At 52.3% G+C, this 26,303-nt stretch carries 30 protein-coding genes; 13 read left to right on the top strand and 17 right to left on the bottom strand.

The window, feature by feature from the left end:
* The first annotated feature begins 8 nt into the window (after positions 1 to 8).
* A complete protein-coding gene (mazG, locus tag WC317_06380) occupies positions 9 to 779 on the top strand; it encodes a nucleoside triphosphate pyrophosphohydrolase (protein MFA5339751.1) in 771 nt (256 codons plus the stop codon).
* Here mazG and WC317_06375 read toward each other — a convergent pair.
* From WC317_06375 to WC317_06295, 17 genes are all read right to left on the bottom strand, one after another.
* A complete protein-coding gene (locus WC317_06375) occupies positions 752 to 5,068 on the bottom strand; it encodes an acyl-CoA dehydratase activase (GenBank protein MFA5339750.1) in 4,317 nt (1,438 codons plus the stop codon). The two genes, mazG and WC317_06375, sit on opposite strands and share 28 nt — an antisense overlap.
* Before the next feature lie 31 nt (positions 5,069 to 5,099).
* Positions 5,100 to 6,212, bottom strand: coding sequence for a YeeE/YedE thiosulfate transporter family protein (locus WC317_06370; GenBank protein ID MFA5339749.1), 1,113 nt, complete (start codon positions 6,210 to 6,212; stop codon positions 5,100 to 5,102).
* The gene (locus tag WC317_06365; protein MFA5339748.1) at positions 6,193 to 7,047 is read right to left on the bottom strand and encodes an NAD(P)H-hydrate dehydratase; all 855 of its coding nucleotides are present in this window, start codon (positions 7,045 to 7,047) and stop codon (positions 6,193 to 6,195) included. The genes WC317_06370 and WC317_06365 overlap by 20 nt, the downstream gene beginning before the upstream one ends.
* Positions 7,048 to 7,587: a DUF3343 domain-containing protein gene (locus tag WC317_06360; GenBank protein ID MFA5339747.1), complete on the bottom strand. Its 540-nt coding sequence runs from the start codon at positions 7,585 to 7,587 to the stop codon at positions 7,048 to 7,050. It abuts the gene before it with no gap.
* A 2-nt stretch (positions 7,588 to 7,589) separates the two neighbouring features.
* Entirely contained in the window at positions 7,590 to 8,459 is an 870-nt protein-coding gene (locus tag WC317_06355; GenBank protein MFA5339746.1) for a permease, read from the bottom strand.
* Positions 8,456 to 9,841, bottom strand: coding sequence for a radical SAM protein (locus WC317_06350; GenBank protein ID MFA5339745.1), 1,386 nt, complete (start codon positions 9,839 to 9,841; stop codon positions 8,456 to 8,458). Before WC317_06350 ends, WC317_06355 begins: the two co-directional genes overlap by 4 nt.
* Positions 9,838 to 10,122: a hypothetical protein gene (locus WC317_06345; GenBank protein MFA5339744.1), complete on the bottom strand. Its 285-nt coding sequence runs from the start codon at positions 10,120 to 10,122 to the stop codon at positions 9,838 to 9,840. Before WC317_06345 ends, WC317_06350 begins: the two co-directional genes overlap by 4 nt.
* Positions 10,123 to 10,134: 12 nt before the next feature.
* Entirely contained in the window at positions 10,135 to 10,680 is a 546-nt protein-coding gene (locus WC317_06340) for an isoprenylcysteine carboxylmethyltransferase family protein (protein MFA5339743.1), read from the bottom strand.
* A 12-nt stretch (positions 10,681 to 10,692) separates the two neighbouring features.
* Positions 10,693 to 11,025 carry a hypothetical protein gene (locus WC317_06335; GenBank protein MFA5339742.1) on the bottom strand — a complete coding sequence of 111 codons (333 nt, stop codon included), beginning with the start codon at positions 11,023 to 11,025 and terminating at the stop codon, positions 10,693 to 10,695.
* Entirely contained in the window at positions 11,006 to 11,680 is a 675-nt protein-coding gene (locus tag WC317_06330; GenBank protein ID MFA5339741.1) for a prolipoprotein diacylglyceryl transferase, read from the bottom strand. Before WC317_06330 ends, WC317_06335 begins: the two co-directional genes overlap by 20 nt.
* Positions 11,661 to 13,379 (bottom strand): AMP-binding protein, encoded by a 1,719-nt coding sequence (locus WC317_06325; GenBank protein MFA5339740.1) that lies wholly within the window; start codon positions 13,377 to 13,379, stop codon positions 11,661 to 11,663. Before WC317_06325 ends, WC317_06330 begins: the two co-directional genes overlap by 20 nt.
* Positions 13,380 to 13,395: 16 nt before the next feature.
* Entirely contained in the window at positions 13,396 to 14,130 is a 735-nt protein-coding gene (locus tag WC317_06320) for an alpha/beta fold hydrolase (GenBank protein ID MFA5339739.1), read from the bottom strand.
* On the bottom strand, positions 14,120 to 14,575 hold the full coding sequence (locus WC317_06315; protein MFA5339738.1) for a MarR family transcriptional regulator: 456 nt from the start codon (positions 14,573 to 14,575) through the stop codon (positions 14,120 to 14,122). The genes WC317_06320 and WC317_06315 overlap by 11 nt, the downstream gene beginning before the upstream one ends.
* A gap of 95 nt (positions 14,576 to 14,670) precedes the next feature.
* The gene (locus tag WC317_06310) at positions 14,671 to 15,048 is read right to left on the bottom strand and encodes a Minf_1886 family protein (protein MFA5339737.1); all 378 of its coding nucleotides are present in this window, start codon (positions 15,046 to 15,048) and stop codon (positions 14,671 to 14,673) included.
* Entirely contained in the window at positions 15,045 to 15,218 is a 174-nt protein-coding gene (locus WC317_06305) for a hypothetical protein (GenBank protein ID MFA5339736.1), read from the bottom strand. The genes WC317_06310 and WC317_06305 overlap by 4 nt, the downstream gene beginning before the upstream one ends.
* Complete coding sequence (locus tag WC317_06300; protein ID MFA5339735.1) at positions 15,215 to 15,568, bottom strand: NUDIX hydrolase; 354 nt, start codon at positions 15,566 to 15,568, stop codon at positions 15,215 to 15,217. The genes WC317_06305 and WC317_06300 overlap by 4 nt, the downstream gene beginning before the upstream one ends.
* 82 nt (positions 15,569 to 15,650) lie before the next feature.
* On the bottom strand, positions 15,651 to 15,851 hold the full coding sequence (locus WC317_06295; GenBank protein MFA5339734.1) for a cold-shock protein: 201 nt from the start codon (positions 15,849 to 15,851) through the stop codon (positions 15,651 to 15,653).
* Positions 15,852 to 16,124: 273 nt separating this feature from the next.
* Here WC317_06295 and ndhC point away from each other — a divergent pair, with 273 nt between their 5' ends.
* From ndhC to WC317_06235, 12 genes are all read left to right on the top strand, one after another.
* Positions 16,125 to 16,481: an NADH-quinone oxidoreductase subunit A gene (ndhC, locus tag WC317_06290; GenBank protein ID MFA5339733.1), complete on the top strand. Its 357-nt coding sequence runs from the start codon at positions 16,125 to 16,127 to the stop codon at positions 16,479 to 16,481.
* Complete coding sequence (locus WC317_06285; GenBank protein MFA5339732.1) at positions 16,472 to 16,984, top strand: NADH-quinone oxidoreductase subunit B family protein; 513 nt, start codon at positions 16,472 to 16,474, stop codon at positions 16,982 to 16,984. The genes ndhC and WC317_06285 overlap by 10 nt, the downstream gene beginning before the upstream one ends.
* Positions 16,974 to 17,372 (top strand): NADH-quinone oxidoreductase subunit C, encoded by a 399-nt coding sequence (locus tag WC317_06280; GenBank protein MFA5339731.1) that lies wholly within the window; start codon positions 16,974 to 16,976, stop codon positions 17,370 to 17,372. The genes WC317_06285 and WC317_06280 overlap by 11 nt, the downstream gene beginning before the upstream one ends.
* Positions 17,373 to 17,397: 25 nt before the next feature.
* Entirely contained in the window at positions 17,398 to 18,516 is a 1,119-nt protein-coding gene (locus WC317_06275; protein MFA5339730.1) for an NADH-quinone oxidoreductase subunit D, read from the top strand.
* Positions 18,516 to 19,490: an NADH-quinone oxidoreductase subunit NuoH gene (gene nuoH, locus WC317_06270; GenBank protein MFA5339729.1), complete on the top strand. Its 975-nt coding sequence runs from the start codon at positions 18,516 to 18,518 to the stop codon at positions 19,488 to 19,490. The genes WC317_06275 and nuoH overlap by 1 nt, the downstream gene beginning before the upstream one ends.
* Positions 19,487 to 19,930 (top strand): 4Fe-4S binding protein, encoded by a 444-nt coding sequence (locus WC317_06265; GenBank protein ID MFA5339728.1) that lies wholly within the window; start codon positions 19,487 to 19,489, stop codon positions 19,928 to 19,930. The genes nuoH and WC317_06265 overlap by 4 nt, the downstream gene beginning before the upstream one ends.
* Complete coding sequence (locus WC317_06260) at positions 19,902 to 20,456, top strand: NADH-quinone oxidoreductase subunit J (GenBank protein ID MFA5339727.1); 555 nt, start codon at positions 19,902 to 19,904, stop codon at positions 20,454 to 20,456. Before WC317_06265 ends, WC317_06260 begins: the two co-directional genes overlap by 29 nt.
* The gene (nuoK, locus tag WC317_06255) at positions 20,453 to 20,785 is read left to right on the top strand and encodes an NADH-quinone oxidoreductase subunit NuoK (GenBank protein ID MFA5339726.1); all 333 of its coding nucleotides are present in this window, start codon (positions 20,453 to 20,455) and stop codon (positions 20,783 to 20,785) included. Before WC317_06260 ends, nuoK begins: the two co-directional genes overlap by 4 nt.
* On the top strand, positions 20,779 to 22,659 hold the full coding sequence (gene nuoL, locus WC317_06250; GenBank protein ID MFA5339725.1) for an NADH-quinone oxidoreductase subunit L: 1,881 nt from the start codon (positions 20,779 to 20,781) through the stop codon (positions 22,657 to 22,659). Before nuoK ends, nuoL begins: the two co-directional genes overlap by 7 nt.
* Position 22,660: 1 nt before the next feature.
* Entirely contained in the window at positions 22,661 to 24,139 is a 1,479-nt protein-coding gene (locus WC317_06245; GenBank protein ID MFA5339724.1) for an NADH-quinone oxidoreductase subunit M, read from the top strand.
* Complete coding sequence (locus WC317_06240) at positions 24,136 to 25,581, top strand: NADH-quinone oxidoreductase subunit N (GenBank protein ID MFA5339723.1); 1,446 nt, start codon at positions 24,136 to 24,138, stop codon at positions 25,579 to 25,581. The genes WC317_06245 and WC317_06240 overlap by 4 nt, the downstream gene beginning before the upstream one ends.
* Positions 25,582 to 25,589: 8 nt before the next feature.
* Positions 25,590 to 26,303: hypothetical protein (locus tag WC317_06235; GenBank protein ID MFA5339722.1), on the top strand; the 714-nt coding region annotated here is incomplete at its 3' end.

Here is a 26,303-nt window from a genome sequence, read left to right as displayed (position 1 = left end):
ATGTCCATATGAGCATAAGACCTTTCGAGAAATTAACCGGAATAATGGCCCGCCTTCGGGCGAAGGACGGCTGTCCGTGGGACAGGGCCCAGACACATTCCTCCCTCAAAAAACACATCATAGAGGAAGCGTATGAGCTCTGCGACGCGATAGATTCCAAAGACCCGGAAAAACTAAAGGACGAGCTCGGGGATTTCCTTTTCCAGGTGGTATTCCAGGCCCAGATCGCGAAAGAGCGGGGCGCCTTCGATATCGACGATGTCCTGCGGACGTCGGCGAAGAAGATGCTCAACCGCCACCCGCACGTCTTCGGAAAACACAGGGCGAAGGACGAGGACGACGCCTATAAACACTGGCAATCGCGCAAGGAGCAGGAAAGGTCCTATAAAGACAGGAAGAGCATATTAGACGGCGTACCGAAGACACTGCCGGCCCTGATCAAGGCCCAGAAGGTCTCCAGGCGCGCGGCCCACCAGGGGTTCGATTGGCCGGATGTTAAATTTGTCGTCGATAAGATCCATGAGGAGCTTGAAGAAGTAAAGGCGGAATTAAAAAGCGGCAACAAGTGCCGCCTCGCTGAAGAGATCGGCGACTTATTGTTCGTTATCGTGATACTCTCCCGCTTCGGCGGCATCGACGCCGAGGAAGCCCTCCACAGCGCCACAAAGAAATTCGCCAAACGGTTCGGGAATATCGAGCGGGCGCTGAAAAAACGCGCTAAAAAAATGAACGAATGCGGTTTTGAAGAGCTCTACCGGCTATGGAGAGAGCTGAGGTAGCCGTCCTCTTTTTCAGCGTCCGAAGTGACGATCTTCTTGTGCAATCTTTTTGTCTGGAGGCAGAACGCCTCGATCTTGGCTTCTATCAAAGGCGGAAAAGGCGTGCCGTCTATCTCTATGGACAGGAAGGGAAGCTCCTCCACCTCCTTGAGCCCGGGGAAATCCCGGTCGGATAATTCTCTCTTCGTGCTCAAGTTCATGCTCCCGTTCAATATCGATTCTATTATCCTGGTGGGCAGGCACGCGAACGGCCCGACGCTTATCACCCCCGAGACGTATTCCACTATTTCGTTCAATGCCGAGCCCACGACGACGATGGATTCCCCGGTAAGCTGCTCGTCGATAAAGTTCCTCCCTGCCTTCATTATTTTTTCTATATCTATCGCGTCATTATGGTAGAGCCCGGAGCCGGCGAGTATGCCCTTTATCTTCTTCTCGTAGCTCCTCTGTAAAAATGTCTTCACGAAGAATTCTATCTTGCCGGATATTCCCAGGTTCGATTCTATCAATTTATTCTTCACAAGGTAATCGACATAGCAGATCCACTCGAGGACCGGGGAGGTCTTCGCGACTATCCCTTTCTGCGCGAGCCTCTCGATGAGCGGGTTGCAGCAGAAATCATCGCGCCTTACGTATATCTCGCCCATTATAGCCACCGTGGTCGCCTCGGAGAGCGGGTATTTCAGCGGAATGGCCTTTAGCGCGGCGGCCGCCGCCTCAAGGACTTCGTAAAGGCCGGCTCCTTTTTTCCCGAGGCAATGCACAATATTCTCCCACTGCTTATCGAAGATCCCCATCGCCGCTTCTCTGTCTTTCGCCAAAACCTTAAGCGCGTTCTTTATGTCATACATCGCGTCATAAATGAGCGTGCCTTTAAGCAGTAGTATGTTGAAACTGTTGCCCATGCCCAGGTAGCTGTTCTGGGTATCCATCGAATAGACCGCCAGGTCCTTTATCCGCTTTTTCGTTATGAGGTCATTAAAGAACGTCTTATATTGCCCGAACCTGCAGTTCCCGCCGGTCGAAGGCATAAAATAGACGAGTATCTCCCCGTCCTCCCGGTGTTCCAGATATTTTATGAGACTCCCGGTGCTTAATATGAGCGGCAGGCATTCCTTGCATGTCGTATTCGCCCGTCCGTGTTTAAGCGAAATGCCGTCTGACGGCTGGAGAGCTATCGCGTTTATTCCCGCCGTTTTAAAAACAGCTGCCAGCCCCTGCGGCCCCATCGTGCCCATCGGCGGCAGCAGCAGTTTCACCCTCCTGTCGTCGATCCCGTACCGCGTCCCGTCAGAAGCTACCACACATAATTTTCTCTTGTAGCTTATGCAGCGCGCCGGCGTGAACGCCTCCCCGCCGTCAGAGGGGGCTGCGTCGAGTTTCCGGGACCTTTCCACTATATCCAGGAAGGCCTCTATCCTCGTGTTGATGCCCGCGTCCGCGGTATGGCTGTCGATCTCGAGAATAAGGATCGGTTTCTTATCCATTATATCCCTGACATTGCCTACGATGAACGAATCCGGGCCGCAGCTGAAATTCGTAACGAACACCGGGTAGAGCTGCGCGTGCTTCTTTATGAAACGCGCGGCCTTTAGTATCATCTGCCCGCTCGCCCAGTACATATTCGCGTCGTCCGATTCGTCCTCATACGGCAGGGAATCGAACGGCATGACCGTCACCCCGCGTGAGGAGAATTTATCCGGTATCGCCATGTTCGCTTCCGCGGCAAAGGTATTATACGCCCTTCCCAAAAGGACTACGGCTATCCTGTCCGGGTCTTTCTTCAATTCCCCGAGGCACGCCCTCCCGTATTGCTTCAGGCCCTTAGTGAAATCATCCTGCCTGCCGCATGCCGCCTCATAGGCCCTTACGGCGTCCCTTTTCGAAAATCCCATTTTCCCGGACATCTCCACAAAGGCCTTGCGCGCGCCGCCGAGACCTTTCGAAAAGTCCAGCACAGGGACGAGGACGTTGTTCTTGTCGAAGTTCTTGAAGGTGTTCTTCAGGTAATACGGTTCGCTCTGGAGGATTACGCATGTGGACTGCTGTTCTTTCCTCGACTTTTCCGCTTTCTTGGATTTAAGTTCCAGGACCTGCGGGAGGAATATATAATCCAGGTCTTTCTCGAGGAGGTTATGGAAGAGGCCGTGGGCTATCTCGGCAGGATAGCAAAACGGCGCCCTCTTATGCTGTACGCCGTAGTCGGATATGGCATCCGAAACAACAACTCTCATCCCCAGGGAGCTAAAAAAAGTGCAGTATAAAGGAAAGAAGGTGTGCGTAAGGAATGACCTGCTTATACCTACGGTCTTTGCGGCCTCAGGAGCGGTTTCCCCTTGGGCCGGCGGCGCGAAAAGTTTATCCTGGCGCATCTTGACCAGGTTTAACTTTGTCTCGTCGACATTTACCGAATGGTTTATATTATAATACCTGTTGCACGAACCGCCGAAGAGGTAGATCCTGCCGCCTATCTCTATCCTGAGGATGCTGCAGCCGCGGTCGCATTTTTCCGCGCCGCCCTTGCACTTGAAACTGTCGTGATATTTGACGTCCCTGCCGATAAGCCAGGAAAGCTCGAAATCTTTCCTCTTGAGCAGCCCTTTATCCATCTTATCCTTGATCTCCAGGGCAGCGCCGAAAGCGCCCATGAGCCCGGGCTCGGGCGGCACGACTATCTTCTTGCCCAAAAGCGAAGCCATGGCGACAGGCACGGCCTTGTTGTAGCATACGCCTCCCTGCATGAGCACCTTATCCCCCACTATCCTGTTGCCTTTGACGCGGTTGCTGTAATTCATGCATATCGAATAGACCAGCCCGGCGACGATATCCTCTTTCTTGAGCCCTTCGTAAGAAGCGGTCTTGATGTCACTGCTTATAAATGCGGCGCACTGGTCGTTGAAATTCGGCGGGTTCTCCCCTTTCATCGCGTACCGTTCGATCTCCCGCAGCTCAACGCCCAACGTCTCCTTGCATGATTCTTCGAGGAAAGAGCCGGTGCCGGCCGAACAAGCCTCGTTCATGGCATAATCACATGCCACCATGTTCTTGATATGCGTATATTTCGCGTCCTGTCCGCCGATCTCGAATATCGTGTCGACTTCGTCGTCAAAATATACGGCTGCGCGGGCGTGGGCTATTATCTCGTTGACTATCCCGTCCGTCATCGCGTGCAATGCGGCTATCTGCCTGCCGGACCCGGTGACGCCCAGGCCGGTTATCTTTATTTTCTTGTTAAGGTTCTTTTCAAGGGCCTTGTAGCAATTGCGCGAGGCCTCGACCGGGTTGCCGTTCGTCCTGAGATATACGGAGTCGAGCACCGCGTTATCGCGCTCCCTCATTATTACCGCCTTCGTAGTGGTCGAGCCGACGTCGAGGCCTAAAATGCATACGTCCCCGTCCGAATATTCCGTTCTTTCCCAGGCATCCTTGAATTCGACGAGCGGAAGCGCCGATCTAAGCGGCGGCAGGGCCGTGTATCTCGAGGAGCGCCGCCTGTCCTTTGATAATTTGGCGCCGGATATGACGGCGTTGTGTTCCATTATCCAGAGGGCCGCGCCGAGGGCTTCGAAATACGCGGCTTCGTTAGGCACGTATATTGAATGTATCTCTTTTTTAAGGAAGCTGATGACCCGCGGGTTCAGGGCGACACCTCCGATGAGCATCACCTTTTCTTTAGGCATGTCCACGAGCAGTTCCATGACTTTCCTGGACATCATCTCGCACAGCCCCGCCAGTATCTCGCTCACATTCTGCCCTTTATTGAGCGCGTGGGTGCAGTCGCTCTTGCAGAATACCGAGCACCTGCTTGAGAGCCGGTAGACCTTATCGGAAGAAACGAGCTTCTCCGCCTCGCCCAGGGAGAGGTTCATCCTCCTCAGCTGCTGCGCGAAGAATTCGCCGGTCCCCGAGGCGCATTTATTGAGCGTCCTTACGCCGGAGATATTCCCGTGCTTATCCAGCACATAGGCAACGAAGAGCTCGGCGCCCATGCTCACGACCGCGTTGTAGCGCTTCTTATCGGTATTTACGAATTTCAGCGCCTCTTCAACCGCCTCGGGTTCGGAGATCCACGGCAGGTTCACCGATGAATCCACCTTCCTGCCGGTCACGGCGATATTGCGGTATCCATCGTCGAGGAGCCTGTTCAGGGCCTGCTCGAGGCAGCCGAATATGTTCCCCTCGTGGGGCACGCTTATCACCTTGCCCACGCGGAGCCTATGCTCCTCCTTATATATCTCTACAGAGGTCAGGTTCGATGCCCCGACGCATATGCCGCAAGATTTGATCATGAACCGGTATTTCCCTTCCTTTAAGTTTGCGTCAATATCTATAACGCTGCGGTTTAAATACCAGCAGCAGGACAAGCCCGGTTACCCATAAGATAACAAGAAACGGGGTAGAGCCTGATATCGCGTCAATATAATTAGGGATAGGGCCGGCAGCGGGATGCAAACCAGTTGCCCGGATGACCGCCTGCGAAATCCCGATCCCGAATAACATCCCGAATATCCCGGCGATGTTTATGATGTTACCTTGCCCGGCTTTCCAAAGGCTTCCTATAAAACACCCGTCCGCAAAAATAAAACCGAAACCCATTAAAAATGATCCCGCCATTAGAAAACCGGCCCCGGAAATGTTCTTCTCGAGAAGGATCGGGCCGAACAAAGAGAGCCGTATCCCTGCCTGGTAAAATAAGGCAAGGCACATAACGGTAAACAAGACGCTTCGCCAGACATACGAGGAACGTGAGATGAACCACTCCTTAAGCATGCTCGACATGCATATCGTTCCCCTTTCGGCGACCGCGCCGAAGACCGAAAGAAATATTACGGCAAAGACAAAGCTTATTTTCCCGGGAGTCCCCAATTTCGAGAATATGAGTATCGCGACGACGAAAAAAACAAATAATCCTAAGATCGCGTAAAAAACGGCCCTCTGGACGCCCTTATCCATCAGCTCGTCGGGGATGAAGAAATCCTTTTTTACCCTTGCCGTCTTCAGGGTAAAGAATTTTAGCAGCTTTGAGCCGAAAAATCCACCCAATATCATGAAAACAGCGTATACCCAGCCCTTTGTGACCATGAACGCCGTCAGGTTGAATATCCCGGCAAGGTTAAAAAGCACGACCGAATAGACCGACATCGCGGCAATGGTCGCCCCGGTGCCCATTATGAGACCCCCGGCCAGCCCGTATATCAACGGCTCATAAGTAAGCGGCGTTTTTATCCCGAATTCGCCGAAGATGAACGCGCTTATGAACGCGCCGAGCGTGACAAATCCGAATGTCAGGATGGGGTTTTCCAGCAACAGAACGACTGCGCTCTTCTTATCTGCAAGGTAATTCTGGTTAAAATACCAGAAGACTATCAGCAGCGCCGCCAATACCGGGCCGGTCACCGCATACGTCCAATGCCTAGCGGGATTTTTTTTCATACTCTTCGATCGCCTCAGGGACGGCATTTATGAATTCCGATATCTGGGTCGCCGGCGTGCACCTGATCTTCTCCCCGATAAGGCGGTTGATGATAAGCGCCTTGAAATCGGCGTCCGGGTCGCCCTTAAACCTCAGGGCCGAGAGCATCCCGGTTATGGTATCGCCGGTCCCGCCTATCGCTTCCATTGCCGGTATATTCGGGCCCGAAACTTCCTTTATTTTCACCCCGCCGCGGTAGACCTGATCGACGGCCCCTTTTATGACAGTCGTCCTGGCGGTGTTCCTGTTTTTATACGCCATTCCGGCCAGCGATCCGGCCGTCAAATCCTTGTATGCTATCTCCTCCCTTACATAAAGCGGGTGGGGAGCCATTTCATCCGCGAGAAAATACAGTTCGCCCTGGTCCGGGGTGAATACGTCGAACTTATCCGCCAGTTTCGTCGTCTTCATCAGGTACATCCCTCCGGCGTCGGCGATAAGCTGCGGCCTTTTCTTGAGCGATTCCACTTTGGCGATAAACGGCCCGCCGTATCCCACCTTCGGGAACATATAATGCAGGGTCACGACATCCGGATCGTATTTATCGAGGTTCTCAAAGGCCTCGTGGAACATCATGTTGGTGCCCACGCCGTCCCCGGTATCCGCGCCGAATATGCACAGTGGACTTTCGAGCCCGTAGTACTTGCATACCATCACCGCAGACGCGGCCATGGCGGCCGTCCCCCTTTCGACGGAGAACTCAGCGTTCCCTATCTTCAGTTTTCCGCCGTCGACAGACGCGCTGCCGATATGCAGGCCTACTTTATTGGGCACCGTGCCGATAAGGACGAGCATCTATCTTGTTACCTTATTTTTTAACGAGTCGAAAGATATCTGCAGCATATAGGAGCAAAGGCTGTTGCCTAATTTTATCGGGTCCTCCGCCTCTTCGATCTCCCGGCCGTAGAGCTTTTCGGCCACATACGGGATATCCGGGCATCCCCCGCCCGAGATATTGACGATCTTATGGTCCATTTTATCCACGGTTATCTTCATGTTGCCTGCCTTGCACATAAGGTACCCGTCGATCTCAATAAAAGTCGATCGCTTCAGGATATCCGGCAGCATCTCCTTCGCGGAGACGATAGTGTAATTCTGAGCTACCGGCTGTTCCTTTATTGTATTCTCGACCGCCTCCTGCTCGATAAGCTCGAACTCTACGGCAAGGTCGCAGCCTATCCTGAATTCCGGCGGCGGGGCTACGAGCCTGACAAGGAATCCCTTATCCTCGAGCATCTTGTGGGTCTGTATCACCGCCTGGACGCTCCCGTAAAGGATGATCCCCTTCGGTTTGACGTAATTGGGTTCAAATATTTTTTTTAGCCAATTTGCCATGCTTACCTTACCAGGTTAAAACCGAGCCCTATTATACAATAAGCCAGGAAGGTATACCCCAAGTAATAAAGGTAAAGCCTTCGCTTAAGGATCCTGTTCAATACCAACGCCGAAGGAAAACTGATCCCGGCGCCGGACATCATGAATGTCATCACTACCGCGCTGTTCATCCCCTTATCCGCCAGCGAGAAGCATATCGGCGCAAGCACCAGTATATTTGAATATAACGGAAAACCGATAAGCGCGACCAGGGGTATCGCCAGCCACACGGGAAAACCGTTGAATCGCTCTATGAATTTGACCGGGATATAATTATGTATGAGACCGGCAATTACCGCGCCTAAAATGAGCGGGAGCAGCAGGTTCTTCAACAAAGAGGCCGAGGATCTCGCGGCGTCTTTGCAGACATTGCCGCTTCCGCCTTCCGGAAGACCTCCTTCTTCCGCCTTCCCCTCTATCCCGTCCTCCATCCCCAATTTCGGCACCAGGATGCCGCCAAGCGTAGCGGCAAAAAGTATCGCGGCCGTAAAATACACGGCGAATTTCCACCCGAATAGAAAATATATCAATATCACCGCCGAAATATTAAGGAGCGGCGATGAAAAGAGGAATGCCATGGCCGGGCCTGTCTTGAGGCCCATCTGCACCATGCCGGTAAAGACCGGTATCGTCGTGCAGACACAGAAAGGCGTCACCGCACCGATCACCGCCGAAATAAAATTGCTCGCGACAGCCCCGCTCCCCTGCAGCCTGGCAAATAACCTGTCCAGAGGCATCTTTTTCATCGCTACCCTCGAGACGAACGAGACCGCGAAAAACATCACCACCAGGACCGCGAGGAACTCTATCATATTATTCAGTATATTGCTCATCTGCACCTGTCCCGGTAAATATTGTTGTATACGCAGAAAGGGATAAGCTTGCCGTCGGGTTGTATGACATGTATACAGCACTTCATCGCCCTTTTTACGTCAAAAGTATAGGCGTCCATGAACGGTTTTACGACGACCCTGAAGACGTTATCCTTAAGTTGCTCAAGTGCGTCCTTATTGAACGGTATCCCGCAGACGCATACAAAGTCCTTTAAGACGCTTGCCGAGTTAATAGCCGCTGACGCCGACCACAAGCCTTCCAACGCTTTCCTTAATATAGGCGCCGGCGTGGTTACGAGTGTATTGCTGAAATAGTCCAGGTATTTTTCTATGTCGATCTTCCTCGTTATCGGGGTGACTTTGCCGTCTTTTTTAAAAGCATAGGTCAGGCTGCAGCATGTCGGATACGGGCACGGCAACGGTATAAAATCCGATACCTTAAAAAGGGACTTCGTCTGCCTGTCTATCTCTTTGACCACATCCGGCAGGGTCAGCCTGTCCATCGGGTCAAATTTAATCTTTTCGTTCACGTATATCATCGGCTGGAACGTCACGCCCTTGACGAACTTGTTCTTAAGCCCGTAATTTATTATTTCGCCTATCTGGTCTTCGTTCAATCCCTTGGCGAGCGTCGCGACAAGCGTCGTCGGGATGTTATATTTTGAAATATTTTCCAGCGCGCGCTGTTTCAGCTTAAAGACCTCCTTGCTGCCGCGCAGGACCTCATATATGCGCGGCTCAAAACCGTCGAACTGGAAATAAAGCTCGACATTACAATCGGCTAATCTTTTAGCCAGTTCTTCATCCTCGGCCAGCCTCACGCCGTTAGTGTTGATCATAAGGTGCTTTATTTTCTTGGAATGGGCCATCTCGATTATCTTGAACAGGTCGGGATGGAGGGTCGGCTCGCCGCCGCTTATCTGCAGCACTTCCGGGCTGCCTTCGCACCTGACATAGCTATCGAGCATGAAATCTATCGTCTTCAGGTCCAGGTACTTGCTTCCTGCTGACTTAGCAAAACAGGACGTGCAGCACAGGTTGCAGCCGTCGGTTATCTCGAGGAGCGCCACACAGGTATGCTGCTGGTGGTCCGGACAGAGCCCGCAGTCCTCCGGGCAGCCGTGTTTTACCTCAGAGGCGTATTCGAGCGGCATCCTCCCCGGCTTATTGAATGCCAGGCTGTGCCTGTACATATTGACGTCGGAAGATATCAACCCCTCGAACTCGCCGTGCTCGGCGCAGCGCTTGAACATATACACCTTCTCGCCCCTGACCCTCACCTGCGCGTCAACGGTCTTCTTGCAGACCGGGCAGATGCTCCGCGTCAGTTCGAGGAAGATATAATCTTTTTCGATTTGTTTCTGATCTGAACGATTTTTCATTTAATAAATATGGTTTTGGTTAATGCGCCTAAATAGGTTAACCCGCAGCTTCCAAGCACTGAAAAAGGCAGTAAAATAAATACAATAAATAATATCGCTATTACGATACCCATTTTCTTGTTTGCGATGGCGTTAATAGTCAATGCGATGCTGACAATAAAAACCAATCCGGCGCATAACCATGAATATAAAATACCTTCCATGTCTTTTCCGAAAAATCCGACTAAAAAAGCGGCAAATAAAATAACGGGTATGCTTTTTATAACAAGGTTCTTTTTCATGCTATTCTCCTTTCATAGTATTCCCGGTATCAACATCTTTGCTCGTTTCGAGTAAGCGCCATATTGCGGAAATTCTTCCTTCAGCATCTCCTCCTCCGCCTTCGCCCTGAAATAATACGCGATACCTACGACCGGCGAAAATAGAAGTACCATATAATTTGATATCAGTAACCCGGAGCCGGTCAAAACCAGCATCATAAAGAAATACATCGGGTGCCTGACAAACGCGTAAGGCCCGTTCGTGACCAGGGTGTGCCCCTCCTTTATCTCCGCCGAGATGGACCAGTTTCGCCTGAGGGTAAGAAGGGCCCATACATAACCCGCGACACCGGTAAACATGAGTATCTCGCCGGCGCCTTCGCTGACGGCATTGCCCTTAAATGTTCCTATATAATCCCTTACAAAGAACCATCCTAATGCCACGGCGAAGGCCGCGATAACAAATATGTTGTTTGCCGGACCCGCTTTCTTCTTCGCCTTCCCGGAAAAAATTACCTGCGCCAATACGGCAGCGCCGAGAAGAAAACCCCAGCAAAATTTAAATATTAGAATGTTCAACCATGCCCACTTTCATTTTCCGAACATAAGCCCGCAAGCGCCCAGCACTAACGCTATCAATAAAGCGCCGATCACGACCGGGACCACAAAAAATAATAACCCTATGCCCATGAACTTTCTTTTTTTACATAAATAAATCCCAAGCGACACGGCGCTGATGAATGCCGCTAATATGATCCCCAGTATTATTAGTATATTATCCGATGCCAAATATGTCATAAAATCTGTCTCAACTTTTAGATAGAAAGCTAAAATAGAGATTACGATAAATGGCGCCGCCAAAAGGCCTCCGATAATAAAATCTATTACTTTTTCTTTAGCGGTATTATAAATTTTCTTTTCCATATCGGGCTCCTTTATTAATTAAAGATATTCCCGCCCAAACAAATACTATAATAGAAATTATCTGCGCCGAGCTGAAGCCGTATATGCCGCCGACAGCGTCGGCGCGGAAAAACTCGATCCAAAACCTGAAGAACGCATAGGCGATCAGGAATATTCTAAACAGGTCCCCTTCGATCTTTACCTTCTTGCGGATCGACCATAAATAAACGAATAGCCCGAAACTGAACGCTGATTCGATCAATTGCGTCGGAAATCCGTTTATGCCGTAGCAACAGCCGTTGAAATAGCACCCTATCCTCCCTATCGCGATGCCCATAGCCAGAGCAGGCGCAAACAGGTCGCCGGTAGAACGGGTAAACTTGATGATCTTCTTAGTCGCTATGACTCCTAAATAACCGCCTATCAGGCCTCCTACGACCGTCTTCCCGCCGATCTGCGGGATAAAGATATGGGACAGGTGTTTGGAAAAATAATCCCAATACACAAAAAATACCGAGCCCAGCTTGCTGCCGATCAACCCCCCGACCAGCGCCCCGAAAAAGATATAAAGGAGCGGTTCGAGGGGTATCTTCTTCCGTCTTGCCTCAAAATAATACAGGCACAACCCTGTCGCATACGCTATCGCGCTGAATAAACTATACGCCGCTGGATGCATTGCCTGTCAGCTCCTTGACCGCATTCCTCTTTATCTTCCTCGTCGACGTCTTCGGCAGTTCGTCGAAATAAAGCATAAAATCCGGTATCTTCTTGTATTCAGCCAGGTCGCTGCCTAAACGGCTGAGTTCCGCCCAGATTTTTTTCTTAATAAGCTCTTTGTCCTTCTTCTCTTCCCCTTCAAACCGCTCTAGGTTTGGGACTATCACTGCAAACACTTCCTCAGTCCCGGCCTTAAGCCCCTCGGTCGCCTTTTTGCCGAACACGCATATCTCCCTAATGTACGGGCTGGCGGACATGACCTCTTCAATCTCTTCGGGGAAGACTTTCTTTCCTCCGCCGAGGACTATTAAGTTCCTGATGCGGCCGGTAATATACAAAAACCCGTCTTTATCCAACCTCCCGGTGTCGCCCGTGTGCAGCCATCCGTTTTTTATCACTTCGCCCGTCTTCTCAGGGTTTTTGTAGTAGCCTTTCATGGTGTGGTCACCGCGGGTCACGATCTCTCCCTCGTCCGGGGAAAAAGTCCCGTCCGGCTTCATAAGCTTGACTTCCACTCCGGGCAGCGGTTTTCCGACCGAGCCGTATTTAAGCTCTTCTAAAGTGTTTACCGTGATGACCGGGGACGTCTCTGTGAGCCCGTAACCCTGGAGGATGCTAAAACCCATTGCGTTGAAATCTATCTCTACTGCCGGGTCGAGCGGCGCCCCGCCCGAAACAAAAGCCCTGAGCCTTCCTCCGAACCGGTTATGCACTTTCCGGAAAAATAATTTCCCGGCCTTGATCTTGAACCGCAGCAAAAACCTGCACAGGTGGAGCATAGCGAAGAATGCCTGTTTCCCCGGGAACGGTAATGATTGCGCTTTCTTTATTATCCCGCTGTGGAATATCTTCAGGACGAGCGGCACGGTTATCACGACTGTCGTGCGCGTCTCGTTCATGAGGGCCATGATATTCGCCGGCTTAAGGCTGTCGCAATAAGTGACCGTGGCGCCGACATAAAGCGGGGAAAGAAGCCCGCCGGTCATCTCGAGCATGTGGTTCAACGGCAGCATCGAAAGGAAATTGTCCTCCTCGGTATAATGAATGATCCGGTTTAGCTCCTTCGCCTGGAACATCAGGTTCTTATAGGTGAGCTCCACGCCTTTCGCGACGCCGGTCGTGCCGGACGTGTATACGATAAGCGCGGTGTCCTCGAGGCAGAGGGGAAGATATTTTTTATCCCCGTGCTTAATCTTAAGATCTTTGAGCTTTATTACATCTTTGCGGTCAGAATCATCCAGGAGGAATATATGTTTCAGACCCGGCAGTTTCGGTTTGATAGCGTCTATGACAGGCAGGTGTTTTTCCGAAACGAATATAAATTTCGCGCTGCTGTCGGTCAAAATGAACTCCGTCTCTTTCTCGCTCAGCTTCACGTCCATCGGCACGACTATCCCGCCGCACGAGATTATCCCGAAAAGGGCGATCGCCCATTCGGGACTCGATTCCGAAAATATCGCGGCCCTGTCGTGCTTTTCGATCCCGAGCTTCAAAAGCGTTGACGAGACATCTACCACCCTCTCTCCGAGCGGTACGTACGACAGGCTGTTCCATCCGTCCTCGGTCTTTATCTGTAGGGCGGTCTTCGAGAACCATCTCCTGTTTATGGATTCCATTATCTCATGTATGGAAAGATCTTCGAAATTAGGCTTGGACATCTTCTTTCGCCTCTTTTTATAGGGTCTCTTTGAACCAGCCGGCCACGAGTTCTTTCATTCTCTCCGGAAACTCCTCGATTAGCCGTTCGGCGTGAAGGCCTTTTTGAATTATGACCAGCTTTTTACTCTTGACCGTTGCGGCATCATAAAGTTTTTTTGAATGGTAATCCTTTATGACCCAGTCCCTGTCGCCGTGGATGAACAAGATAGGAGCCTCTTTAATATCGGCGATACGGTCTATCGGCCTGATCTTAGGCAAAAAGATGCTGCCGGGCCTCACGCCTTTGCCTTCCCACTTGCATTCCAAATTAGCCTTGAGGTCGGAAAGCATTCCGGGTTCCCAAAAATTATAATCCATCCTCCAAAAACCGGTCGGCGCGCTGACCAGGATTATGCTTTTTATCTCCGGCCGCCTGGCCGCAACGATTATCGATATCGCCGCGCCTAACGAAAACCCCATCAAGCCGATCTTTTTATACCCTTGGCTTACCGCATAGTCCAGTACCGCCTCGAGGTCGAGCGCCTCTCTTGAAGTCCAGGTAAATTTGCCTCCACTCTCCCCGTGCCCGCGGAAATCGAAGATAATAACGTCGTGCGAATCCTCAACCAGCCCGATCGACAGCCTTATGGCCCCGTTGGCTTTGCTGTTGAAAAACCCCGGGCATATAATGACAAGCGAATCGTGGCCGTTCTTGAAATGCTCATAGGAGATCTCAACGCCGTCATTGGTCACCAGCTTATCAGAATGCATCTTCAGCCCTCTTTAACCCCTTTTCGAGCCTGCCTATGATCTCGGTAAGCTCGCGCTTGTCTTTTTCGTCCAAGAACCATACGATCTGTTTGAGGTTATCGAAATATTTCTCCTCGACCTTCCTTATCAGGTCCCTTCCCTTCTGTGTTATCGCGGTATATTTTACCCGGCGGTCATCCGCGCTGCCTTCCCTCTTTACCAGGCCGAGTTTCTCGAGCCTGTCGATGATGCCGGTGATGTTCGAGCGGGATACGACGCGATGGCCGCCCAAGTCGCTTTGCGTGACCCTCTTCTCCGAATACTTCAGTATGACTAAAACGTCGTATTGGGTGGTCGTGACCCCGTATTTGCTGAAGAACCTGTCGCCGGCTTTTACAAGCGCCTCGGAAATGCGCACCAACTTTAATACCGCCTCGTTATTCAGCCTGTCCAGTTCGGTAGCCATGACGATCTCCTTATATTTGTTATTGTATTGATAGTTTATATGATAACAATTATGTTGTCAAGTATTCTTTTTAAGAAATTTTTAACTAAGCGCTTCTATTCTATCTTGTATTCCACCGGGCGGGTAAATGCCTTCTTGAAGTCGTAGACATCCCTGAAGTCTTCTATAGAATCGGTCTCGGTCTTGGCGAGGAGCTTCACTTCTATGAGGTTAAAGACGATATTCCCGAAATCTTCCGTCCGGGTGATGCCCCAGTGCTCGAGGACGTTCTTGGCCATCGGGCCGAACTGTTCTACCGCGTAAAGCCGCATGCCGTCGGAGAGCTCCCGCCCTGTCACATGGCGGGGCTTATCGAGTTTCGCTACCGTAAAATTAAGCCCTTTGAGGACGAAGAAATAGGCCTCCCCGTCGTAGCGCGGGTCTTTTTTAGCCGCTTCATCTATTATCCTGACCAGGTTAAATTCGTCTTTCATCTCTTCTCCGCGGCAAGTAAGAGCGCGATTATCGTCTTCGCGTCCCTTATCCTGCCTTCTTTTATATATCTTAACGCGTCCGAAAGCTTCACCGTTCTTACCTTTATGTCCTCGTCGAAATCAGCCGCGAGCTTGGAGGGCCTGAGGCCCGTCGCCTTGTAAATTATCACAAACTCATCCTGACTCCGGGCGAAGGATAAAATATATTGATCTTCTCGAGCCTGCCGGCCGCGTAACCTATCTCCTCTTGTATCTCCCTTTTGGCCGCCGAGAGCGGGGCTTCGCCTTTGTGCAGCGTGCCGGCCGGTATCTCAAGGAGCCTCTCGCCGACTGCGTAGCGGAATTGCTCGACCAGCACGACCTTGTCTTTGGCAAGGAAAGGCACTATGCCGACCGAACCGATATGATGGACCACCTCCCACCTCGCCTTGCGGCCCCTTATCAGGCCGTCGCTTACGACAAGCCGGACTATCCTGCCGTCGTAGACAAGCGTCTTCTTTTGGAGTTTGAATTTAGCCATGGCCCGTATTCTACACGTTTATCGGACAAAAAACAAGGCCCGGGTCTTTTGAACCCGGGCCTTAGTCTTGGTTTCTCTAGGATTAGAGCTTTACTACTTTCGTAGCCTGCTCACCCTTGGGACCTTTTTCGATCTCGAACTCGACTTCCTGTCCCTCGGTTAAAGATTTATAACCTTCACCCTGGATCGAGCTGTGATGTACGAATACATCCTTGCCGTTCTCAGGAGTAATGAATCCGTAACCTTTCTGGTCGCTGAACCACTTAACTTTACCTTTTGCCATTATTTACTAACCTCCTTTCCTCTGGAATTATAGTAAATAACGACAGAAAAAAACCGCAAGGCTAGAATTATCACCAACCGTTGCGGTATAGGATTTCTAATCTTTTATTTACTACGAAGGTAATTATAACACATATCCCCTTTTTGTCAAGAATTATTTAAGGGAGGGGCCGGCATTTATACCTTTGACATTATAACCTTATCTTTTGTATAATCATACAAGCCAACCATTATCATGACCAGCAAGACAGTCCAGGGAGTCTAAAGCCAAATTATGATAGCGGATTACGGATACGTAGGGTTATTCCTCCTTTTCGGGATCGCTTTTGTGGCAGGGGCCTTTATCGTCTCCTGGTTCCTGAGGCCGCGCGACCCCAGCCCGGCCAAGAAGGCCTGCTACGAGTGCGGCGAAGTGGTAAAGGGCAGCTCGTGGATACAGTTTAACGTCCGGTACTACCTCATAGCCCTTATATTCGTCGTCTTCGACGTCGAAGTCCTCTTCCTTGTGCCCTGGGCGGTGGTCTTCCGCGAGCTTGGGATGGTCGCTTTCGTTGAGATGATGGTCTTTATCGCCATCCTTATAGCGGGCCTCGCATACGCCTGGAAGAAAGGAGCCCTCGAATGGCAGTGATCGAGAAGATACCTGCCTCAGGGCTCATCCAAAAATTCCCCGGCGGGTCCATCGTCCTTACCACCGGCGAAAGCATCCTTAAATGGAGCAAGGCCTCCTCGCTTTGGCCTCTCACCTTCGGCCTCGCCTGCTGCGCTATCGAGATGATAGGCACGGGCGCCTCCAGATTTGATATAGACAGGTTCGGCGCAGGGGTATTCCGCGCCTCCCCGAGGCAATGCGACGTGATGATAGTCGCCGGGACGATCTGCGTAAAGATGGGCGATTGCATGAAACGGCTATACGCGCAGATGCCCGAGCCGAAATACGTCATCGCGATGGGGAACTGCGCCGTTTCAGGCGGGATCTTCTATCATGATACCTATTCCGTCGTCAAAGGGACCGAGGCGCTCGGGATACCGGTAGATGTCAATATACCGGGATGCCCGCCCCGCCCGGAAAACCTCCTCTTCGGGCTGATGAAACTCCAGGAAAAGATAAGGAACGAAAAACGTGGCCGCTGACGCCCCTGAAAAACAGATAGAGATACCAAGAGAAGCCCTTCCGGAGACGGCGCGCCGCCTTACCAAAGAAGGGTTCGACAACCTCCATTGCATCACTGCCGTCGATAAGAACGATAGCATCGAGCTTATCTACATCTTTTATTCCATAACTAGCCGCGCCTCCGCGACTTTAAAGATACGGCTCGCGCTTAACGACCTTACGGTCGAGAGCCTGGCGAATATCTGGAGATCTGCCGATTGGCTCGAGCGCGAGGTCTACGACCTCTTCGGCGTGAAATTCCTGAACCACCCGAATTTAAAAAGAATATTAAATCCGGACGATTGGGACGTCCATCCGCTAAGGAAGAGCTTCGAGAGGCCGGATATCGTAAAGAAGCCGAAGTCCTGAGCGAAGCGAAGGGCGAGATATTGATATGGAAACCGTAAAAGAAAACCTGCAAACCGAGGAATTCTGGGTCAATATGGGCCCGCAGCACCCGTCGACGCACGGCGTCCTCTATCTCGAGGTCAAGCTGAGCGGCGAGACGGTCGTCGACTTGATCACCCACATCGGCTACCTCCATCGCGGCATCGAGAAGATCGCCGAGAACCGCACCTATACCCAGTTCATACCCTTTACCGACAGGCTGGACTATATCGCCTCGATGGGCAACAACCTCGGTTATGTCCTCACCGTTGAAAAATTGATGAAGGCTGAGGTCAGCGACCGCGCGAAATACATCCGAGTGATAATCGCGGAATTGCAGAGGGTCGCAAGCCATCTCGTCGGGATCACGACGTTTGTGCAGGATTTGGGCGCGTTCGCCACTCCCCTCTTCTACGGCTTCCGCGAGCGCGAGAAGATAGTCGAGCTCTTCGACGAATTATGCGGGAACCGCCTTACGTATAATTATATGAGGATAGGAGGCGTCCAGTTCGACCTGCCAAAAGGCGCGGACGAAAAGATAAGAAACATCGTCAAATACATGCGGCCGAAGATAGACGACCTCGAGAGCTTATTCAGCTCGAACGCGATATTCACCGCGAGGACAAAAGGCATCGGCGTCCTTTCGAAAAAAAAGGCGCTAAATTACAGCGTGACCGGCCCTAACCTGCGCGCATCAGGCGTCAAATGGGACCTGCGCAAGGATGAACCATACCTCTGTTATGACAGGTTCAATTTCGACATCCCGACAGGCGCGAACGGCGACTCGTGGGACAGGTACAAGGTTAGGATCGAGGAGATGAGGCAGAGCCTGCGCATCGTGGAGCAGGCGATAGGCGGCATTCCCGAAGGCGACCCGACAATAAAGATAGGCCGGGTCATCAAGCCGGAGCCGGGCGAGACATATATGAGGACGGAGGCGCCGCGCGGTGAATTGGGCTTTTACGCCGTAAGCGACGGCTCGGCATATCCTTACCGCCTGAAGATACGCTCTCCTTCTTTCTCCAACCTCGCGGTCCTCCCGGAAATGGTAAAGGGCCTGAAGGTCGCGGATGTCGTCTGCGTGCTCGGCAGCCTGGATATCGTAATGGGAGATATAGACAGATAATGGTCTCTATCCTTACTTTTATAGTCATGGTTATCGTCGGCGCGGTAGTCCTCGGATTTATCGCGGTATCGGCGATGTTCCTTATATGGTGGGAACGCAAGGTAGCGGCCCATATCCAGACCAGGTACGGCCCGATGCGGGTCGGCTGGCATGGGGCCTTACAGTCGGTAGCGGATGTCATAAAACTGCTCTTAAAAGAAAATATCACGCCTGAGGGCGTGGATAAGCCGGTCTGGTGGCTCGCGCCGTTCTTCGCGGTCGTCCCGTCAGTGATGGTTTTTGTTTGTATCCCATTTGGAAATTTGTTCGGGATCGACCTGATACCGCGCGACCTGAACATCGGCATCCTGTATATAATTGCGCTCACCTCCGTCTGCGTCCTCGGGATATTCATGGCAGGATGGGGTTCGAACAATAAATATTCGCTCCTGGGCGGGATGCGCTCGGCCGCCCAGATAGTAAGTTACGAGGTCCCGTTGATAATATCGGTGGTGACCGCGGCCATGTTCGCCGGCACCCTTTCGATGCAGAAGATCGTCGAGGCGCAGAAAGGGATGTGGTTCGTCTTCCAGCCGAATATGGCGCTGGCGTTCCTCATATTCGTGATCTCCGCGACGGCAGAGATAAACCGGACGCCGTTCGACATACCCGAGGCCGAGTCGGAGCTGGTCGCAGGGTTCCACACTGAATATTCCGGGATGAAATTCGCGATGTTCTTCCTCGGCGAATACACCAATCTTTTTATTGTCTCCGCCCTCGCCGCGACATTATTCCTCGGCGGATGGCAGGGGCCGTTCTTGCCGCCGGTATTATGGTTCTTGATAAAGACATACGGCATCATAACCGTGTTGATGTGGGTCAGGTGGACCTTACCGAGGGTGCGCGTCGACCAGTTGATGGGTTTCGCCTGGAAGGTGCTCACGCCTATAGCGTTCGCGAACCTCGCGGTCTCGGGATGGGTATTACTTAGATGATAAAATATTTCAAGGATATAATCACAGGCGCCTGGAGCCTTATAAGGGGGCTCTTGGTGACACTGAGGAATCTCTTTTCTAAAGCAGTCACCATCCAATACCCGACGCAGAAACTCCGGATGGTCGATAGGTACCGCGGTCTCGTAGACCTGCGCACCGAAAAATGCATCAAGTGCTACATGTGCGTCAAGATATGCCCTACGGGATGCCTTTCTCTCGCGCATAAAGAGAACGCGGAGAAGAAAAAGGAGTTTGAGCACTTCAAATATAATATGGAGCTCTGCTGTTTCTGCGGCATGTGCGACCAGGTATGCCCGACGCAGGCGATATATATGAACAAGATGTACGAGATAGCGGTATACGGCCGGGATAAGATAACGCATATAGACCTTTTAAATACGGGGAAATACGATGAGTGGGCTCATCCAACTGTTAAATAACCTGCTTAATAATTACGGGCTGCCGCAAGGGTTCATCGTCCAGGCGTCGTTCTACGTCATCGCCGCGGCCGCGGTCATATCGGCCATCGGCGTCGTGACTTCGCGCAACATCTTCCATTGCGCGATCTTTTTGGCCGTCTCCCTCTTCTGCGTCGCCGGTGTCTACCTCTTCCTGGGCGCGGAATTCCTGGCCGTGGTCCAGGTCCTTATATACGTCGGCGCGATAGTGACATTATTCCTCTTCGCTATAATGCTGACCGCGAACATCGGCGACAGGTCGATAAGGCACACGAACAAGCAGGTCCTGGCAGGCGGCGTGATCGCGATAATGATATGCGTATTCTTTATATTCATCATAATAGGCGAGCCGTGGAAGAAAGCGCTCGTCCAGGCGCAGCCGCTGACCCTCCAGGAGATCGGCAAGTCGCTCATGTCGGTATACGCGCTGCCGTTCGAGGTCATATCGCTTATCCTTCTCGCCGCGCTCGTCGGAGCGATAGTGATAGGAAAGGTAAATAAAGAATGATACCCCAAAGCCATTTCCTTATATTGGGCGCGGTATTGTTCGCGATAGGCCTGTACGGCGCGTTGACCCGCAGGACAGCTATCGGCATATTAATGTCTATCGAGCTCATCCTTAACGCGGCGAACATTAACCTCATCACCTTCAATAAATTCCTGGGCAGTTCTGACGGGCTTGTCCCGAGCGGGAGCGAGGGGCTGGGCCAGATATTCGCGTTATTCGTCATCGCGATAGCGGCGGCATCGGCCGTGGTCGGCCTCGTGCTCGTGATAGCCGTATATAGGAACATGAAGACGATATTCACCGAAAAGATGAACATGCTGAAATGGTAAAATACGCGCATCTTATACCGCTCTTCCCGTTCATGGCTTTTGCCATAAACATCCTCTTTGGGCGCAGGCTCAAGAAGGCAAGCGCGCTCGTATCTATAGCCGCCTCATCCATCGCCCTGGCCATCGCGGCCGTCACTTTTATCGGGAACTTGAACGGCGAAGGCTCTTATACCGTCGCGAAATGGATCTTCTTGAACGGACTCCCGCTCGATTTCGGGGTAATGGTGGATCCGCTCACATGCATGATGCTGCTGGTCGTCACTATCGTCGGGACCCTCATACAGATATATTCCATGGGATATATGCGCGATGACGCGAGGTACTCGAGATTCTTCGCGTATATGTCGCTCTTTATGGGCTCAATGCTCGGTTTGTTGCTGGCTGATAATTTCGTAATGCTCTATATATTTTGGGAAGGCGTCGGTCTCTGCTCATATTTATTGATATCGTTCTGGTTCGAGAGGCCCGCGGCCGCGAGGGCAGGCATGAAGGCGTTCATAACGACCAGGATAGGCGACACGGGGCTCCTGGTCGGCATACTGCTCCTCTTCTTCTCGGTAAAGACTCTCTATTTCAGGGACCTCGCAGGCCTGGCGATAAACGACGTCACGCTCACGGCCGTAGGCATACTTATATTCTGCGGCGCGATAGGAAAATCGGCGCAATTCCCCCTGCACGTATGGCTGCCTGACGCGATGGAAGGCCCGACCCCGGTCTCGGCGTTGATACACGCGGCCACGATGGTCGCGGCAGGCGTATATCTTATCGCGCGCTGCTACGGGCTGTTCATCTCCCACCATATCGCCCTGGTCTCGGTCGCCTATGTCGGCGCGATAACGGCGTTCATGGCCGCCTCGATCGCGCTGGTCAATAACGACATAAAACGCATCCTCGCATATTCGACAATAAGCCAGCTTGGGCTTATGATGCTGGGCCTCGGAGTCGGCGGCTATGAGGCGGGCACTTTCCACCTGATGACCCACGCGTTCTTCAAGGCCCTGCTCTTCCTCTGCGCGGGAAGCATAATACATTCTATACATGTGGAGGGTGACCCTGCGATACACACCCAGGATATACGCAAGATGGGCGGGCTCTTCCCGAAGATGAAAATAACCGGCACGACATTGATAATCGCGGGACTGGCGATCGCCGGAATACCGCCGCTCTCAGGCTTCTGGTCAAAGGACGAGCTCCTGTCCGAAATAATAAATACCGGCCACCCGGTCCTGTTCGCTGTTGCGTCGCTGACAAGTCTTATGACCGCATTTTATATCTTCCGGCTTATATTCCTCGTCCTCTTCGGGAAGGCGCGGCCCGGCGTGCGCGCCCATGAATCGCCGTACGTTATGACTATCCCCCTGGCCATCTTAGCCGTACTTTCGGTATTCGCCGGATTTTTCAGGCCGGTCCGTCCCGACTATCTCACGATGGGCGTATCGACGGCGATAGCCGTCATCGGGATAGGCCTCGCCTATTCTTTCTATATACTCAACAACAAGATACTCTCGGCCGACATCCGCGCCAGGTTCGGTTTCCTTTACAGGCTCCTCTCGAACAAATATTATATCGACGAGATATACGAGGCGATATTCATAAAGCCCTGTTTCCGGCTCGCGGAATCCGCCGCCAAATTCGACCTTAACGTCGTTGACGGCGCCGTAAACCTCGCGGCGCATGTCTCGGTCGTCTTAAGCAGGATACAGTCCTGGTTCGACCTCTACATCGTAGACGGGATAGTGAATATGGCGGCGAACATCACGTGGCTCTGCTCCGCGATACTGCGCAGGCTGCAGACCGGCCTCGTGCAGAATTATATACTGATAGCGTTCTTCGGGCTCGCGATAATCATACTGATAAAATTGATAGGAGGTTAGAATGCCCTTTCCCCTGTTGACGTCGATAGTCTTCCTGCCGCTCCTCGGCGGGCTGCTTATCCTTTTTATCCCGAAAGAGAGGACCGGGCTGATGAAGACCATAGCCACGGCCGCGACAGGCCTCGCGCTCGTCCTGGCCGTTGCCCTCCTCCTGAAATTCGACTGCGGCGGGACGGCGATGCAATTCGTAGAGCAACTGCCGTGGATACCGCAGATAAATATAAACTACCACCTCGGCGTCGACGGCATCAGCATCGGCCTCGTATTCCTGACCGCGCTCCTGGGCTTCTTCGCCTGCATCGGCTCATACGGGATAAAAGAACGGCAGAAGGAGTATTATTTCCTGTACCTCCTGTTGAATACCGGCATGCTCGGGACGTTCTTGGCGCTGGACCTCTTCCTCTTCTATGTATTCTGGGAGCTAGTCCTTGTGCCGATGTATTTCCTGATAGGGATATGGGGAGGCCCGAGGAAAGAATACGCGGCGATCAAGTTCTTCATATATACCCTGGCAGGTTCGGTATTCATGCTCCTTTCGATATTGGCGCTTTATTTCACGTCGAACCCGCACACTTTCAATATGCTCGAGCTCGCGAAGAGCGGCAGCGCCCTGGCGAAGGGTTTCCAGATAGCGCTATTTATCGGCTTCTATCTCGGCTTCGCGATAAAAGTCCCCGTATTCCCTTTCCATACGTGGTTGCCTGACGCGCACGTAGAGGCGCCTACTCCGATAAGCGTCCTGCTTGCCGGCGTCCTGCTTAAGATGGGCGGGTACGGCTTCTTCAGGATAAGCTTCCCGATATTAAAGGACGCAGCGATATACTTCGCGCTTCCCTTCGCAATACTCGGGCTGATAAATATCGTCTACGGCGCGTTCGTGGCGATGGCGCAGACGGATTTCAAGAAGATGGTCGCGTATTCGTCGGTAAGCCACATGGGTTTCGTGATGCTCGGTCTCGCGAGCATGACCGTTACCGGGTTTAACGGCGCGCTGATGCAGATGTTCAACCACGGCGTGATAACCGGAGGCATGTTCCTTCTCGTGGGCGTCCTTTATGACCGCGCCCACACCAGGGACCTCAACAAATTCGGCGGCCTGGGCGCGAAAATGCCGGTCTACGCCGGGATACTTACGGTCTTTACGCTCGCTTCGCTCGGCCTGCCCGGGCTAAGCGGATTCGTAAGCGAATTCATGTCGCTGATGGGCGGTTTCGCGGCGTTCAGGCTGATAACCGTAATATCGGTCCTCGGCATCATAATAACCGCGGGATATTTCCTCTATATGATCCAGCGCGTATTACTGGGGCCGCTCAACCCGGCATGGTCTAAAATAACCGATATAAACAGGCGCGAGATATTTACGCTTGCTCCTTTGATGATAGTGATAATAGCCATCGGCGTATATCCTCTCTTGATACTCAACTTCCAGTCGCCGGCCATAATCAACCTGATACAACATATCGGAGGGGCCCTGTTTTGAACGTCCTCCTCAGCGTTAAATATTTCCTGCCGGAGATAGCGCTGACCGGGTTCGCGGTCACGGCCCTTATCCTCGGGCTTTTTGTAAAGAGAAGGGCTTTCCTGGGCATATTCTGCCTGCTCGGCCTCCTCTGCGCGGTCCTGCTCATGCCGCAAAGCTACCAGGCGACGTCCCCGCTCTTCTCCGGGATGCTGATCAACGATTCTTTCTCCGAGTTCTTCAAGGAGATCGTATTTCTCGTCATCGGCCTTGTCATCCTCGTCTCGATGGGATACAAGGCATTCTCCGATGAGGACGCGGGCGAGTATTACTTCCTCCTCCTCGCCGTGACAGTGGCCATGATGATAGCCGCCTCGTCCAATAACCTCATGATGATATATATCGCGCTCGAGGCCGTCTCTCTGATGTCGTATATCCTCGTAGGATTCCTGAAGACCGACCGGCGCTCGAGCGAAGCGGGCCTGAAGTATTTCCTCTTCGGCGCCCTCGCCACCGGCGTAATGCTTTACGGCATATCGTTCATATACGGCCTCTTCGGCACTACCGACCTCGCGGAGATAAGCCGGGTCCTGGCGGCCGGGAACGTCAATATCTTCGCCTCGATGATAGCGCTGCTGCTGATCTTCGCCGGGCTGAGTTTCAAATGCGCGCTTGTGCCGTTCCACATGTGGGTGCCGGACGCCTACCAGGGCGCGCCGACCCCGGTGACCGCGTTAATATCCGCCGGGCCGAAGGCGATAGGTTTCGCGATACTCATTCGCGTATTCCTCAAGAACTTCTTCCCTCTCTTCCCCGGATGGTCGGAGATGGTCTCTGTCATCGCGATAATAACGATGACCGCGGGGAATATCCTCGCCATAAACCAGGAAAACATAAAGAGGCTTCTCGGGTATTCGTCCATAGCGCAGGCGGGCTACATATTGATAGGGTTCGTCGTAGGAACCGCTCTGGGGATACAAGGCATGATGTTCTATATACTCGCTTATGTATTGATGAACATCGGCGCGTTCGGCTGCGTTGTGCTCATATCGAACCGGCTCGGGACCGATTACATCGAGGATTACTCGGGCCTCTCGAAACGGGAGCCTGTCCTGGCGTTCCTCCTGACAGTCTTCCTCCTCTCGCTTGCCGGGATCCCGCCGCTGGCCGGATTCTTCGGTAAATTCCTCGTCTTCGCCGCGGCGATAGAATCCAAGTGCTATATCCTCGCGATCGCCGGAGTGATAAACAGCGTCCTGGCTATTTATTATTACGTCAAGATTATCAAATTCATGTACCTGGCTGAACCGCGCGCCGGGCTGCCCGTGTCCGTGCTGCCCGTTCCCGCGACGCCCGGTACCGGGGCCGTAAAACTCGCCCTGATCATTGCCCTTATCGGGATCATCGTTGCCGGCCTCTTCCCGGGCCTTTTCATCGGCTGGATATCCGCGTCGTTACTTTAGGAGACGTGATGGAAAAAAAGCGTTTATTTGTTCTCATCCTGCTCATTTTCATTTCCCTTCCTCTTTCTGCCGGGGCTGACTCCATAAAACTTAAGAAGGGCGGCAACCTGGCCGGCATAATCAGGCAAGAGGACGATACCTCGATCACTCTCCAGATAGGCATGGGAACGATGAGGATACAAAAAAGCGAGATAGAGTCTATACGTAAGGCCGGTGAAAAAGAAAACGATGCCCTGGATGCCTCCTTCAGGAAGGCAGCCATCGAAAGGGGGACCTTCGTGCCGCCGGGGCTGGAGGAGATGGCGCAAAAATTAAAAGCTATGGCCGACGACAGGAAAAAAGTCGACGGCGCCAAGCGCCAGCTCGATTCACTGAAACAAAGGCTGGAAGACGATTCCGATAAATTCAGGTCCATGAGGTCGGATTTCGACAGGAAGAACGCGGAGGTCAGCGGGATGGACCCGAAAAGCGATATCCCGCGCTATAACAGCCTGATAACCGAGCTTAATGCGGCCGGCGTCAAGATCTCAGCCCTGTCGGAAGAGCTCAACAAGATGAACCCGAGGCTGTCGGAATACCAGAGCGCGTACTGGAAGGCAATAACCGGGTACGGCAACGAGATAGGGGATTTCGGCATATACCTGGATAAGACGGCCGAAGACCTCAAGAAGCGCGGGATCACAGACGACGAATCCCTATACCTCGAGACCGTAAGGATATCT

This window comes from Candidatus Omnitrophota bacterium (assembly GCA_041653595.1).
In the GTDB taxonomy this organism is placed as follows: domain Bacteria; phylum Omnitrophota; class Gorgyraeia; order Pluralincolimonadales; family Pluralincolimonadaceae; genus Pluralincolimonas.
Note: the sequence above shows the minus strand (reverse complement) of the source record. Positions and strands in the feature narration are given on the sequence as shown.